Raw genomic sequence first — 12,839 nt, 5'->3', positions numbered from 1 at the left:
GCTGGCATGTTCGCCCTATGGCAGCCGGAGTATTTCGACGGCAGAGCCGGAGTCGATCAATGGGACTCCCTTTTCACCGATGACACGGCAATCGCCGACTTCGTAGCTGAGGGAGTATTCGTTCCCATCAACTTGGGAATCGATGGCGGCTTCCAGTTCGTAGTCAAGGTTGGCCAGGGCGAATCACTGATCAGCGAGCGCGAGTCGGAATACATCGCAGTATCCTCTGAACCGTACCGGTTCGTGTCGCACGGAAATGGAGTTCTTAGCCGCCTAGAATTGGTAGGAACAAGGTCTGATCCCGAGGTGCATGCGATTCCCTTAGCTTCGGGTCAATATGCGGTAATCGTGCACCTCTTGGATTGGGAGGCTGAGCCTGGCTCTTCCAATGAGGATGGAAGTCCTGTGCCGAACGCCTTGCCGGACTTCATTGTGGAGCTGCATCCGGATCGTGGCGTGTCGAAGTTCCGTACGAAAGTCGAGACATTCGACCGTCCGGAAGAATAGTTCCTTGCCTATGCGTTAGGCGAGAATGATCAGAAAATGGACGGGCAGCGACCGGTTTGGCAGGCGGTCTCTGCCCGTCCATGATTAGGTGTGGGCGCTTGCAAAATTGACCTGGGGTCTGCTCACGTTATTGGTCTAAGCGCCGGTCGGCGTAGGCCGTTTCCCTAGGGGCAGGCCTGGATGTTTCGCCGCTGCTGAGCAGTCGCGATCTGGTGGTGGGCTTTGTAGATCGGGATGAGTTCGCGCGGCTGGCTAGTGCTCCGGTGACCGTTACGCTGCGAGATTGCGTGACGTCGATGGATGAGTCGGCCCAGTTACGCGAACGACGGCTTGGCTATGTCCTGGTCGTCTCCGGCGATCACCTCGTGCCGATCGACGCTGGCAAGACCCGCTGCCGCGCCGACCAACTGGCCGAGAACCTGCCCGCTACCGCCTGGACCCGCCGCAGTACCGGCGACGGGTCGAAGGGGCCCCGCTTCTACGACGGGGCCTCGCTCGCCGACATCGGCGCCGATGGTGACCCCGACGGCGACGGCCGGCACAGCATGTTGATCCGACGGAACAACACCACAGGTGAGCTGGCTTTTGATCGATGCTGGACACCCCGGCCGGCTAACCTCGCGCAGCTCGTGCGCATCGCCGGAGTTCGCTGGACCGTGGAAGAGGGCTTCCAATCCGCAAAGGGACAGGTCGGTCTCGACCAGCACCAGGTCCGCCCTGGACGTTCTGGCACCGCTTCACCACCTAGGCCCTAGCCGCCCTCGCCGTTTTCGCGATCTGCGCCGCCGACGCCCGCACCCGGCACGCTCAGCCCGACATGATTGACCTGACCGTTAACGAGATCCGCCGCCTGACCACCGTTCTTCTCCCGTAGCTGACCTGCGGCATCGCCTACCGTTTGCGCTGGTCACGCTGGCGCCGCCGACACCAGGCACGAGCCAGGCGAGCCCATTACGCCCGCCGCTTCACCCTCGAACACCAGCCATGATCACAAATGGCGGCTGCCGTACTAGATACACTGGCTTTGCTCTCTCGCATCGGTACGGGCGATGCGCGTCTCCGACCCGCGGCAATCGGACATCTGCCTGTGAGGTCGTGGAGGACCTCTCACGACACGGCGCTGTTGATGGGGCTGTTCGAGTCCCGTCGCCTGCCGTAGCTGTCAGTCATGCTCACTCCTGTAAGGAGTTGCCGGCGCCTCGAGATCACCGGCAACCGTGGCGCTGAAGGTGGCGAGGCATCGCCGCCTCGTGCGCGTTCCGTTGGTCATCTGCGCCCCCGTTGACGACCGTTGTCTCCAACAGGTCGGCACCGGTCAGGACTCTGAGGTGGCTTCGGACGAACACATCGCTGGAGGCAAGAACCGCCATTTGCAGATCATGACGGCACCGGCGCAGCAACCACCGGCAATGCCGAGCGCCGCGTGCGGCGGCTCGCAGCGCGTCGTCACGCGGCGTGACAAGGCTGAACTCTCGCTCGTGCCAGGAGTGCATCCGTCAAGAAACGTTGATCGTGAAAGTAGACGTTTCCCCGTCCGTTGTCGTCAACGTGACGGGCCCGAAGGTGATGATAGGGATGACGGAACTTCCCGTTCCCCGATAGAACCCGGTGGCTTGGGTGATCCGCACCGCGAGTGCTGACAGCGTGGCCGCCATCTCCGCGTCGGCTTTAACCCGTGGGTGGACGAGTCCGTCCTGGCCATGCTGCTTAGCCCACTCACGGACGGAGCGTGAGTCTCTGCTCATCGCTGGGAGAATCGACTCATTAGCCCATGCCCACTGCCAGGATGCTTTTGAGGGGTTGTAGCTGCCGATGATCTGGGCCGAAGCGGTGGCCGTCCTATCGGAGAAGGTCCAGGTGATGACACCCGTCTGCTGATCCAGGCCCCAACGCTCCGCTGAACCTAAGCCCCAGGAGGCGTGAGCATGAGCCAACTGTTTGATCATATCCTCGCCCTGCAAGAGCAAGATGCCCAATTCCGCCTGGTTGCCACTCTCGGATCGGCTACCTGACCTGCCCTTACGCTGAAAGCCCCACACCCGCGCAGTCTCTCATACGTCTCGAAGCCGAGGCAGGCGCCATATCCGGATTCACAGCAAGCCGGGTATGTCTGCCCCTCACCTATCGGCTACTCAACGTGAGAGGCAGACAGGCGTGCGGTCCGGACCGCCGCGGCGTGCGGGTGATCTCTGCAGTCGTTGATCGGGCGCCGACCGCCATCGGCATCGAGGAGGCCGCTAACCATGAGCTGGGATCAATATCCAAACGAAGCCGAGATGGCTGAGCGCGTACTCCAATCCCGCCGGGCTGCCGCGACCGCGTGCGGACGGCCGGCCGATCCCCTGGATCACCCAGGTCAGAGCTACTGGAGCCGAGTGGCGGCGCATAGATTCATCCCGGTTGCTGGCCTGCCAGGAGCAATGGCGCTGTCAAAGCTGTGGCCTGAAACTGCCACGGGCGGCCTACACCATCGTCAACCTCGATCGAGAGGTCCTCTCTCATGCGCCGCTTTGTCGGCCATGCACGTCAGCGGCCTTGCGCTGGTGTCCCGGCCTCACCAGAACGGACGATCTCACGGTCTTGCTGGTGACGCCCGACGACATCATCGCCGACGACGAGCCCCTGCTCTATCGCTGGAACCATTACGGCGAAGAAACTCGGACTTGAAAAGTGAGTGTCGCCGTACCGACCTCGGTCCGTCAGGTGACCCCATCACCCGACGGCGGGTCGGGCTGGCGGGCGCACCGTGTCAACGACGGCTGAAATCGGACCCCCAGGCGTCGCTAGGGGGTCCGATTTTACGCGTCGCCGACAAGGGCCTCAAAGCCGGTGCTAGATCGCTAGCTTCCGGAGCCGGAGCCAAGGCGGCAGCCTCAGCAGCTACCGCTGGCGTCAAGATCGTCGCTGCGGCCGCTTCGGTCAGCTGGTTTGGGCAACACACATATGAGCATGGTTCGGGCCGTCTCGTCCCTGCCTATGCCGCCGCCACGGAGCAGCTTGTACTTCCGTCGGTCACACCGCCATGGGGACTGCGCAGCCAACCCATTGCGCGGACGTGATCTCGAGTTGAGGTCCTCAAGGCTCCCGCAGGGACATCCCGGCGGAACCGAGCGGCTTCCCGAGGTAGCGGCGTCGACGGACGTCGACCGGGTGCGGGCGCGGCGGACGTTATGTGAGCAAATCACGACGCGCGTGTCGGTGGTGGACATGCGTCCCGGGGACTGCATGAGCCTGCGGGCACGCCCGTTCCTGCGTGACGAGCAGAGTTTGCCGAAGGCGATGCGCGGCGACCCGGACGACGTCGAAACCGTGGCGGTTGCCGAACTCTCGCGCCGACCGTGATCCTGAGCGCCGACAATGTGTTCGCTCGTCTAAGCGTCGCCGACTCAGCGGGAAGCTGGGTAGAGACGGCCCGGCGCCCTTCTACTTGCGGCGGGATTCGAGGCGAGCACAGCAGACGCCGCCGTGGCAGTCGGACTGGCCGGCCGGCTGTTCTTCCTCGGCGCGAACGCGGTGGTCGGCATTGTGCGTCAAATCCCGCTTGCAGCGTTGGAGGCGGCCGTGGCCGCCGGCTAGCTCGTGCGGCGTAACAACCTGCTCACCCGTGACGGCTCGCGGGGGCACCAGGAGCCTGGCCGAGGCCGTCGAGCCTTTGGTCGAGGCCGTTGGGACCGCGTCGGTGGAATGGGTGGGAACAAGCCGCGAGGAGCTGCATGTCGTCGAGCCGCAAGTACAACCCACGATCGAGCAGTTGGCGGCACGGCACGTGGCCAGATGCGGCCGATTGCTTGAGCCGATCGAGCTGCAATGACCGCTTCGTTCACCTGCGTAAGTTCGGGTCAATAACTCGGCGCAGAGATCTCGGAATCGAGTTCCGGTCTCCCGGTTCCGGACCTGAGTCGCACACCATTGTGTAATCCTGCCTCCTACGCGAATCCGTGGCCTTACTCGCCCGGGCGGGGCAAGGCGGCCGCCGCGTACACCGCGCTGCTCCACCAACGGGCCTCCCCGTTGATCAGCAGGCAGGGCGTCTGGGCGTCGAGCCCGCGCAGCACGGCCTCCTCCACCCCGGGCATGAGGATCTGCACCGGCTGACCGTTCACGACCACCGTCCAGCCGAACCGCCCATCCCGGTCGGCGGCGCTTTCCTGGACCGGCTCACCAACCTCGCCGCCGGTGCGGCGCGTCTCGCTCTCGAGCGCGGCCTGCTCGCGCAGCTCGGCCCAGAACGTGGCGAGGTTCGCCGCGGCGAGCTCCTCGCGGGCGCCGTCGACGGGCTGACTGCCGGGGTTGATCATCACGTGACCGTAGCCCAGCGACGTCAGCAGGCCGAACGGAACTCGGCGCGCTCACCCAGGCGCCGGGATGGAAGCTGAGAGGTGTCGCCCGGCGCCGCGGTGGCCGATGCTCAGGCCTGCGGTCCGAATAAAATCGTCGACGAACAACTCCGCGGGAAGGTCCGAGCGCGATCGGATCCGCACCGCCTGGCCCTCGCTACCGCGCATCCTCAACTCGAACACGTGCATCATCTGCCGCAGGATCGCCAGCGGGTCGACGTCGTGAACGAGGAACTCCGTCGCCTCGATCTCGGCATCGCCGGCCGCAGCCTTCTCCCACACGTCGCGGGGCGTGGCGATGATCCGCAGCTCGTAGCCGTGTTCGCCGCCGCCGATGTCGAAGCCGAGTACCTCCCACTGCTCGCCGTCGAGGCCGACGGCACCGAGCAACCCTTTCCACGGAAGGGTCTTGCGCTCGTCCAGCTGCGCGGTGCCGCTCCGGTCGGGGAAGGACACGCTCGCCTCGCCCCAGAGTTCTCCGTCGTCCACGTCTTCTCCCCGTCGTGATGTGCGGCGACCGGGATAAGCCGCGCCGGGGGCGAGGTCAGCTACGGCATCGGCAGCTCGGTCACCGGACCCGGGAACCCGCGGTACGCGTCAGGGCGACGCCCGTGGTCTGCTGAGCGGCGTGGACGACCTCGGCGATCATCTGCGCCCCGTACAGCGGGATTTGCTGCGGGGCGTGCCTGCAGCAGCGGGGCGGCCAGCGCCGCGACGTCCACAGCGATGCGCGGGGACAGGCTCATGTCGATCAGCCCGCGCAGCCCCGCGGATGTGCTCCCACAGCGCCGGCTCGACTCTGATCGCGGCCTGGGCCTCGAGCGCGGCCAGAGCCGTCACGACCAGCGGAGCCTGCCCGGCGTCGGCGTCGGCGTACTACCTCGACCGTGGTCGCGGCCGAGGTCGAGGTCGTACTGAAGGCCCTGCGCCGGCGTCTTGATTGGTTCGCCATGCACATCGAGCGGCCGCTCGAGTTCAAGCCGGTCCCATCGGCCCCGCTACCCGATGACGGCCTGGCCGATCGGCAGCCGCTGTTTCCGCCTGAGCCAGGCGACGCCGACGATGCCCGGCTCAAGGAGATCGCCCGGGTCAAGAAACACAACGAACCATCCAGCATCTACCACCCTGCACCCGCCACGATCCGCATACACAAAATGCCACCACGACCACCAAGATCAACTTAAGCTACGTGGCATTAACGGCACCCCCGGCGACCGGCGACCACTCAAGGCGGCCGACAACTACGCATAGTTACCGACGTGATCGCCGCGAACCGGGCGACGACTGGCAAGCGTCACCCGGCCGCAGAGGCAATCTGGCTGCCTATGCTCGCCGGTTACTGATCATTTTGCGCCTCAATAAATTCGAGGAGGTTGCACGCGGCCGCTCGCAACTGCAACTCACCGACGGCATTCGGCCTCGTAGACGGGTGGTCAACGAATTCTTCTGCAGCATAGAACAGTGCGTTAAGTATCGCCCCGGTACGCTCGTCGAAGAACCGCTTCTCATTCTTGAAATCCGCCAGGAAGCGCGTCATGAAGTCAGTCGGACTAATGGATTGGTCGATGAGCAGTCTCGACAGATCCACGTAGGTCTGCGGAACGATGGACTCGGCCACTACAAGCTCCCCCTCATCGAGACGTTATTAAACTGCTGATCGTTTAGCTTCCAGCCACTGATCCAGTTCCAGCGGATCCAACGGGACGATGGAAGCCAAATTCCACGGCTTGAACAGCAAGTTCCCAGTCGCCGCAGTTGATGCTTCAGCAAAGGTATCCCTCGGACCTGGGGGCCGCACGTCGGTTCAAATCCGCGGTGACGGCTATCCCAACTTTGAGGCGTACCAGTACACGCCCAACGGTGTCCGCTACCTCGGCGGATACGGGGGAGGCATCAGCGTCCTGAGCCCATCCCCCCGGCAGCCAACCGTGACATGCGCTGGGAGAACGGAGTGCGAACGCGGTAAACGATCCGTCGGTCGGGCAGCGCTGCAGCCGCAGTTCGACCGACGCTCGGTATGCCGACACGCCTACGATGACCACGATGGTTGCGAGCTCAGGCCACGCAAAGACAGGACCGTCGATCACATGCTCAAACAATGCGGCGCCAAGCAGCGCGGTGGAAGCGGGTCAGCCAACAGGCGCCGGCGGGTCACTTGGGACCAGCGACTCATGGCGGCCTTGCCCTTCGCGTGGGCGGCAGCCACCTGGTTCATCTACCAAGCCAGGGACTATCATGAGACCTACCTCGGCAGGACTTACCTGGTGTACGCAATCGTACTGGCAATACCGCCGCTAATCTCAAACCGGACAATCTTCAGGGTCGTGACCCTCGCATTGGTGCCACTGATATTTATCGCTGGCGTAGCTCAACTCGACATCTCGTTATGGCCGACGATCCTGCCGCTTCTACTCGCGCAGATCCGGATTCCCGACGAACGACGCAAAACCATGGGACTACTGTCGCTGATCTCCACAGCCTGCGTCCTGGGCCTCCTTGCCGTCTTCATCACCGGCGAAATCATTGCGGAATATCGCACCTATGGCCCTAGCTGACATCAGCTCCCGCTGATTATCGACCCTGGACCGCAGCCAGCCACGAAAGTGCCGGCTGCGGTCCGCTCTTTGTCCAGCAAACGACCGACCGTGGTCAGGACCGAAATGATGGGAACGGATCGCATAGGCATGTCCAAGCAACTCACCTCCTTATTACGGTTCGAAGCTCGGGGCCCTGGGAGTCGAACAGAAGTGACTTGGGACAGACTTTCCCGGCAGCTGAGGGCGACGATGGCGTGTGCATTCGCTGGAGCTCGTGTCGGTGACCTGGCGGCGAGTTCGGGTTATCGCGTGGCTCCGAGCGTATAGCTAGGCGTTGCGGTGGTAGGCGTCGATGACTGAGGCGGGGATGCGGCCTCGCGGTGATACCGGGTGGCCGTGCTTGATCGCCCAATGCCTGATGGCTTTGTTCTGGTCCCGGTTGGATGCGGGCGATGGCACTGCGGCTTGTTGGATTGAGCGCCGGACGGTGGCGGTACGGCCGATTCGCGTTCCTGCGGCGATGAACGGGTCGAGCCGTGTGCGAAGTTCGCCGATGTTCTTGTCGGACAGATCGATGGAGTAGCTGACGCCGTCGAGGGAGAACTCGATGGTTCGTTCGGCTTCGCCACCATCGAGGTCGTCAGTGAGGATTGTGACGATTTGCCTGGCCATCTGTTTCTCTCTCTCAAGGACGGTTGCGGTCATTGGTGGTCGGTGGGTGGCCAACGCGATGTCGCGGCACCTGTAGTGACGCCATGGCATCGCGATTGGCCACCGTAGCCCGCTAGGTTGTCTGCTGATCGCCTGTCGGACGGCTGTCGCTGGGTGTCACCGTAAGGGCTGCGTGCCTTTGGGAAGGTCGAACTCGCCGTCCTGGGCGCCGCCGAGAAACGCGGCCCATTCAGCTGTGGTGAATAGTAGGGCCGGGCCGTTGGGGTCCTTGCTGTCTCGGATGGCGATGCCGGTGTCGAGGAAGGCGACTTCGACGCAGTTGTTGCCGCCGTTGCCGTTGCTGCGGGCGCTCTTTCGCCATCGGGCGTCGGTCAGTTGCGTGGCTGTGAGCAAGTGGATCTCCTGGTTGGGGATTCTGGTCAGCGGGCGAGGATGGTGTAGGTGGTGTTCGCGCCGCCGAAGAAGGTTTCGCTGTAGTCCATGGCGTCGCGGGGATCGAAGGGCCGGCAGGAGAAGACGTTGATGTGGACTCGGCGTAGGCCTTCGCTGACGTGGATGATGATGGAGCTGGTCTCGATGGCCTGGAATGCGGTGTAGCCGCTGGTGACGGCGGTGGCGTGGCCGAAGTGGTGGATCCAGGTGTCGCCGTAGGCGACCATTTTGATCCGGTCGACCAGTTCGGTGACGTAGCGGCGCAGGGTCGCGGCGTCGGCGATCGTATCGGGGCTGCAGCCGTCGATGTCCATGATGAGTTCGAGGCCGAACGCGAAGTCTGCGTCGGTGGTTTGGTGTTGGCGGCGCATCATGCGTTTTCGGCGGCGTTGAAGTCGTAGACGACGAAGGTCTGGGCGTCGGCGATGTGCATGCCGGCGTCGGGGTTCATCCAGCCGAGCAGCTTGTGGGTGATCGACGGGAGCCGGCGCTGGTTGATGTTGTAGGCGCAGAAGTCCATGACCGCGATCCCGGCGCTGGCGATCACGTGCGGGTACATTCCCGAGACGAGCTCGCGGAAGCCGTGCAGGTAGGTTGGGCGGGCGCCGACGAAGCCGACGTACCAGATCGCTCGGCGTTGGTAGTGCTGAGGCCAGTGCCGGGCGAAGTATTGCGGGGAGATCAACGGCCACGCGGACAGGTCTTGAGTGAGCACCGACATGCCGGCCAGATCGCCGGCCTCGTCGTGCACGAAGAACTTCAGGATCCGCGGGTCGTGGAACACGTCGGCGAACTCGGCTTCGGTCATCAGGTGGCGTTGGGCGGCAAGCTCGTTGACCTCGGCGAAGATCTCGGCGTACAGGCGCCAGGCGGCGTCGAGGTCGGGGATGGTCGGGGTATGCGCGGCGAGGGTCACAGGGCGTCTCCGATCAGCTGGATGCCCGGTCGTGCTGAGCGGGCCGGGCGGCGAGGGCGGGGGTTAGAGGTAGATCTGCTTGGTGGTGCTGGTGAGGCTGCACGCGCCGAGCAGCGGGGAGCTGTAGGTGAAGTCCAGGCAGCGGTGCTGGCCCCAGGTGCGGAACGCGCCGAAGCTCTTGAGCACGATCCGTCCGTTGCCGACGGAGAAGACTTCCCAGACGACGCGGCTACCGAGAGCGCTGCAGGGCCACCGGTAGAGGTCGAGGTCGTCGGTTCTGCCTTCCACGCCGAGGCAGTCGGCGCTGTGCCGGCGGATCTGCCACAGTGAGTGCCTGTTGTAGCTGCCGACGTTGGTGACCGACCACCGCCCGTACTGCACGGGGGCGGTGCTGCAGGGTTTGAGCGCAAAGCCAGCGACCCGGTCGGGGTAGCTGTAGAGGCAGGTGCCGGTGCGGACGGACTTGATCTGCCAATAGCTGGCGGCGTGGGCCGGGGTGGTGAAACTCCCGGTGAGGATGAGGGCGGTGGCGAGGGACGCGGCGATCCGTTTGAGGATGTGACGCATCGGTGTTTTCCTCCTGTCGCTGGGCGTGCGGGATCGACACCAGGGCCCGGTTGGGCCGTGGCGGGCTGGGGGAAGGGGTTAGCCGAGGGAGACGCGGTGCTGGGCGAGCCAGGCGTTGACCTCGAGCAGTCGGGTCACGGTGTGGCGCCAGCCCGAACGGCGCTGGCCTGGGTGTCGTAGCCCTTCGGCGATGCGGGCGCGGTCGATGAGCGCGTACAACGGTTGCGCCGGATCGGTGAGCAGCGCTTGGAGGTGTCGCGTCGCTGGGCGTGCCAGGCGGGAAGTGCCGTGGCGGACGGGGCTGGCGGGTCCGGCTTCCAGGCGATTTCGGCGGGGAGCAGGTCGGCGGTGGCGTGTCTGAGCAGGCCGTGGCGGATGCCGAGCAGGTGCCGCAGTGGGTAGGGCACGGTGTACAGGTATTGGGCCAGCTCGCGGTGTGCGTACGGGGTGTAGACGGTGACGCTGGTGGCGGTGGCGAGTTGGTCGGCCCGGTGGAGGTGGGCGGGCAGGTAGTGGCTGAGCGTGAGGTGCGCGGCGCGGCGGTGGGCGCGAGCGGCGGCGTCATCGCCGGGCAGGTAGGTGACGGTGTCGTTGGCCTCAACAGAGCGCGCGGTGAGGTAGTCGCTGGGCCGGAGGTGGGCGCGCGCTTGTTCGGTCAGCAGGTCGCCCGGTGTGTGCCCGCGTCGATGCCAGGGGAAGGTGTGTTCTGCCCGCAGGTCGCCGTGGTGCAGCCAGGGGTAGTCGCCGAATACGCCGGCGGCGCCGTCGCCGCTTACCGCGGAGACGCTGGCTGTGGCGATGTGCCGCAGCAGGGTGAGCGATAGGGCGTCGGTGCCTGGTTCCCCGGGCAGGTTCAGGACCTCGCGGGCATGTGCTGCGTACAGCAGGACGTCCCGCGCGTGGACTCGGGTGCTCTGGTGGGGCAGGTCCAAATGCGTGGCCGCCGCGACCGCGGCGGTGACGTGCCGGCCGGGTCCCGGCGGCTGGTTCCAGGGACCGGTCAGCGTGAGGGTGTAGGCGGTGGGCCGTTGCTGCGGGTCCAGCCCGTGGGTGGCGAAGGCAGCTGCCACGGCTGAGGCGACTCCGCCGGACAGCAGCACTGTGCTGGCGGGCCGTTCGCGTAGCGGCATGGTGGCGTCGGCCAGGAACTGGCGAACGGTGGCGGCGTTGTCGTCGACGTTGGGGCGGTACGGGTCGGGGTGCCACTGCCGGTACGGCAGGCTGCGGATCTGCCCGGTGGCTACGTGGGCGAGATGGGCGGCGGGAAGCTGCGACACACCGCGCAGCACGCCGTGCCCGGGTGTGTACACCGGGCCGAGTGTGAGCAGTTCGTTGAGCCCGTCGGCGTCCACGACCGCATCGAGGGATGCGTGGGCGAGTAATCCTCGAAGGGTGGTCGCCGCGATGAGGCCGCTGCGGCTGACGTGGTACAGCCAGGTCTTGGCGCCGAGGGGGTCACTGACCAGGAGCACGTGGTCGCGTTGGCCGTCCCAGATGGCGATCGCGAAGGTTCCTTCGATCCGATCGACCAGCCATGGTCCCCACCGCCGATATGCGGCCAGCACCACCTCGGCGCTGCTTTCGCCGTGGTGCCGGCCGAGCTGGTGCGCGAGCCGGTCATGGTTGGTCAGCCGGCCTTCGAACGCCACCGCCAGATTGGTCTGAGTGGCGGCCCCGCGAACGGCCACCTGATCAGTTGCGGGTCCGCTGTGCACGCTGAAAGCGGCACCGGCGGGCCCTGCCTGGCCCGCCGTCGGCGTTGGCTGTTGTCCGAGCTGGCGACGCTGGCCGCAGCGGGTCCAGCCGACGACGGTCATCGCCGCATCTCCTCATCGGCCCGCCGTGGGGCCGAACCTGGGAACGTGGCTCGCGGCCGAGCCCGGCATTGAGTGCTGCAACTGCGTTCACGCGGCGACGAACGAAGCGATGTCCGGCCGATCTCGGGTCTGGGTGCATCGGCGATCGGAACTGATACGCAAAGTGTTTTCACGCATAGAGATTTATCGTTGTAGAGCGATTAGTCGCTACGACTGAGGTCTCCGTGAGCACTGCACGAACCGAGGTTACGAGCAAACTCGGTGTACGGCGGCAAAGGTCGACTTCGCTGATGTGCGAGTGGTGGCCGCCGTCGCGTCTATGCCGACGTTCGTTGAGGTCCCAGTCGCGCGCCGACTCGCGCGACGGGCATCGGTGACTACCACTGCGGCCCCTGCTTCGTGCCGGCCTGCACCGGATATGAGCGTCAGTGCCGAAGCGGGCTCATCCGGCGCTCAGAGTCGGGACGCGTGCGTGTGGGTGGCGCCCGCCGAGTGGCGGCACCGGTGATACCGCCGTGAGCTGCTGGGCGGTTAGGCCCTGGCCGCCTCGATGCGTGGTGCCACCTCGAGCAGGATTCGGATCTGCTCCAGGCGGTGCCGGCCCAGGTCGGTGATGAAATACACCTTGCTGCCGGCCGGGCTGCGCGACTCTCGGATCATGCGGGTGTTGACGAGTCGATGACGCGTCCGTGTCAGCTCGGACTCGGTGAGGTGGCACGCCGTCATGGCGCTCATCCGCCGGTGCAGTTCGGTGTATCGAAGTGGTTGCCGGTCGAGACACATCAATGCGGTGGCATCCCAAAGGTGATGTACCAGCGATTGGATTCGTGCCAACGACTCGTACCCCTGACCCGCGTCCACTTTCCGCCCCCAGATCGTGTCGGCCATCAATCGATCACCGAGTTGAAACGTTTGTTTATCGCATTTCGAGAGGTGCGCGCTACGGTGCCCAAAATGCGCTCTCGAGGAAGCGCCGTCACGGATGCGCCGTCGAAGCGATGTGTTCGACGCTGACGGCCCGCTGCGCCGCGATGCTTGGCGTGGTTGAAAGTGC

The 12,839-nt window shown here is 65.2% G+C and carries 16 protein-coding genes; 5 read left to right on the top strand and 11 right to left on the bottom strand.

Going from position 1 to position 12,839, the window contains the following annotated elements; translation table 11 throughout:
- Positions 1 to 6 precede the first annotated feature (6 nt).
- Both ACQP2X_RS39770 and ACQP2X_RS39765 read left to right on the top strand, forming a co-directional pair.
- Positions 7 to 507: a hypothetical protein gene (locus tag ACQP2X_RS39770; RefSeq protein ID WP_498690765.1), complete on the top strand. Its 501-nt coding sequence runs from the start codon at positions 7 to 9 to the stop codon at positions 505 to 507.
- A 287-nt stretch (positions 508 to 794) separates the two neighbouring features.
- Entirely contained in the window at positions 795 to 1,262 is a 468-nt protein-coding gene (locus ACQP2X_RS39765; protein ID WP_498690764.1) for a transposase family protein, read from the top strand.
- A 741-nt stretch (positions 1,263 to 2,003) separates the two neighbouring features.
- Here the strand turns inward: ACQP2X_RS39765 and ACQP2X_RS39760 are convergent.
- Positions 2,004 to 2,483, bottom strand: a complete 480-nt coding sequence (locus ACQP2X_RS39760) for a DUF6882 domain-containing protein (protein ID WP_498690763.1) — start codon at positions 2,481 to 2,483, stop codon at positions 2,004 to 2,006.
- Positions 2,484 to 3,699: 1,216 nt separating this feature from the next.
- Between ACQP2X_RS39760 and ACQP2X_RS39755 the strand changes: the two genes are divergently transcribed.
- Entirely contained in the window at positions 3,700 to 3,849 is a 150-nt protein-coding gene (locus ACQP2X_RS39755; RefSeq protein WP_498690762.1) for a hypothetical protein, read from the top strand.
- Between the two features lie 602 nt (positions 3,850 to 4,451).
- Here the strand turns inward: ACQP2X_RS39755 and ACQP2X_RS39750 are convergent.
- Both ACQP2X_RS39750 and ACQP2X_RS39745 read right to left on the bottom strand, forming a co-directional pair.
- Positions 4,452 to 4,805 carry a hypothetical protein gene (locus ACQP2X_RS39750; protein ID WP_498690761.1) on the bottom strand — a complete coding sequence of 118 codons (354 nt, stop codon included), beginning with the start codon at positions 4,803 to 4,805 and terminating at the stop codon, positions 4,452 to 4,454.
- A gap of 51 nt (positions 4,806 to 4,856) precedes the next feature.
- The gene (locus tag ACQP2X_RS39745; RefSeq protein WP_498690759.1) at positions 4,857 to 5,333 is read right to left on the bottom strand and encodes a hypothetical protein; all 477 of its coding nucleotides are present in this window, start codon (positions 5,331 to 5,333) and stop codon (positions 4,857 to 4,859) included.
- 398 nt (positions 5,334 to 5,731) lie between these two features.
- Between ACQP2X_RS39745 and ACQP2X_RS39740 the strand changes: the two genes are divergently transcribed.
- Positions 5,732 to 6,028 carry a hypothetical protein gene (locus ACQP2X_RS39740; RefSeq protein ID WP_498690757.1) on the top strand — a complete coding sequence of 99 codons (297 nt, stop codon included), beginning with the start codon at positions 5,732 to 5,734 and terminating at the stop codon, positions 6,026 to 6,028.
- Positions 6,029 to 6,180: 152 nt separating this feature from the next.
- Here ACQP2X_RS39740 and ACQP2X_RS39735 read toward each other — a convergent pair whose 3' ends face one another.
- The gene (locus ACQP2X_RS39735) at positions 6,181 to 6,462 is read right to left on the bottom strand and encodes a colicin immunity domain-containing protein (RefSeq protein ID WP_498690755.1); all 282 of its coding nucleotides are present in this window, start codon (positions 6,460 to 6,462) and stop codon (positions 6,181 to 6,183) included.
- 553 nt (positions 6,463 to 7,015) lie between these two features.
- Between ACQP2X_RS39735 and ACQP2X_RS39730 the strand changes: the two genes are divergently transcribed.
- Positions 7,016 to 7,399 (top strand): hypothetical protein, encoded by a 384-nt coding sequence (locus ACQP2X_RS39730; RefSeq protein ID WP_498690753.1) that lies wholly within the window; start codon positions 7,016 to 7,018, stop codon positions 7,397 to 7,399.
- A 309-nt stretch (positions 7,400 to 7,708) separates the two neighbouring features.
- On the opposite strand, the gene ACQP2X_RS39725 is transcribed toward ACQP2X_RS39730, so the two are convergent.
- The 7 genes from ACQP2X_RS39725 to ACQP2X_RS39695 form a co-directional block, all read right to left on the bottom strand.
- Complete coding sequence (locus ACQP2X_RS39725) at positions 7,709 to 8,053, bottom strand: histone-like nucleoid-structuring protein Lsr2 (RefSeq protein ID WP_498701160.1); 345 nt, start codon at positions 8,051 to 8,053, stop codon at positions 7,709 to 7,711.
- A 156-nt stretch (positions 8,054 to 8,209) separates the two neighbouring features.
- Positions 8,210 to 8,446 carry a DUF397 domain-containing protein gene (locus tag ACQP2X_RS39720; RefSeq protein WP_498690752.1) on the bottom strand — a complete coding sequence of 79 codons (237 nt, stop codon included), beginning with the start codon at positions 8,444 to 8,446 and terminating at the stop codon, positions 8,210 to 8,212.
- 26 nt (positions 8,447 to 8,472) lie between these two features.
- A complete protein-coding gene (locus ACQP2X_RS39715) occupies positions 8,473 to 8,859 on the bottom strand; it encodes an S-adenosylmethionine decarboxylase family protein (RefSeq protein WP_498690751.1) in 387 nt (128 codons plus the stop codon).
- A complete protein-coding gene (locus ACQP2X_RS39710; protein WP_498690749.1) occupies positions 8,856 to 9,401 on the bottom strand; it encodes a hypothetical protein in 546 nt (181 codons plus the stop codon). The genes ACQP2X_RS39715 and ACQP2X_RS39710 overlap by 4 nt, the downstream gene beginning before the upstream one ends.
- 63 nt (positions 9,402 to 9,464) lie before the next feature.
- Positions 9,465 to 9,968, bottom strand: coding sequence for a ricin-type beta-trefoil lectin domain protein (locus tag ACQP2X_RS39705; protein WP_498690747.1), 504 nt, complete (start codon positions 9,966 to 9,968; stop codon positions 9,465 to 9,467).
- Positions 9,969 to 10,102: 134 nt separating this feature from the next.
- On the bottom strand, positions 10,103 to 11,785 hold the full coding sequence (locus tag ACQP2X_RS39700) for an asparagine synthase-related protein (RefSeq protein ID WP_498690745.1): 1,683 nt from the start codon (positions 11,783 to 11,785) through the stop codon (positions 10,103 to 10,105).
- A 531-nt stretch (positions 11,786 to 12,316) separates the two neighbouring features.
- Complete coding sequence (locus tag ACQP2X_RS39695) at positions 12,317 to 12,673, bottom strand: hypothetical protein (protein WP_498690744.1); 357 nt, start codon at positions 12,671 to 12,673, stop codon at positions 12,317 to 12,319.
- Between the last annotated feature and the right edge of the window lie 166 nt (positions 12,674 to 12,839).

This window comes from Actinoplanes sp. CA-131856 (assembly GCF_050956135.1).
In the GTDB taxonomy this organism is placed as follows: Bacteria; Actinomycetota; Actinomycetes; order Mycobacteriales; family Micromonosporaceae; genus Actinoplanes.
The sequence above is the reverse complement of the archived record's forward strand: the minus strand, read 5'-3'. Positions and strand labels throughout refer to the sequence as shown.

Excerpts from the sequence above, each read along its gene's own strand:
- ACQP2X_RS39770 (WP_498690765.1), top strand. The coding sequence starts at position 7 with ATGTTCGCCCTATGGCAGCCGGAGTATTTCGACGGCAGAGCCGGAGTC.
- ACQP2X_RS39750 (WP_498690761.1), bottom strand. The coding sequence starts at position 4,805 with ATGATCAACCCCGGCAGTCAGCCCGTCGACGGCGCCCGCGAGGAGCTC.
- ACQP2X_RS39730 (WP_498690753.1), top strand. The coding sequence starts at position 7,016 with ATGGCGGCCTTGCCCTTCGCGTGGGCGGCAGCCACCTGGTTCATCTAC.
- ACQP2X_RS39725 (WP_498701160.1), bottom strand. The coding sequence starts at position 8,053 with ATGGCCAGGCAAATCGTCACAATCCTCACTGACGACCTCGATGGTGGC.
- ACQP2X_RS39715 (WP_498690751.1), bottom strand. The coding sequence starts at position 8,859 with ATGATGCGCCGCCAACACCAAACCACCGACGCAGACTTCGCGTTCGGC.
- ACQP2X_RS39705 (WP_498690747.1), bottom strand. The coding sequence starts at position 9,968 with ATGCGTCACATCCTCAAACGGATCGCCGCGTCCCTCGCCACCGCCCTC.
- ACQP2X_RS39700 (WP_498690745.1), bottom strand. The coding sequence starts at position 11,785 with ATGACCGTCGTCGGCTGGACCCGCTGCGGCCAGCGTCGCCAGCTCGGA.
- ACQP2X_RS39695 (WP_498690744.1), bottom strand. The coding sequence starts at position 12,673 with ATGGCCGACACGATCTGGGGGCGGAAAGTGGACGCGGGTCAGGGGTAC.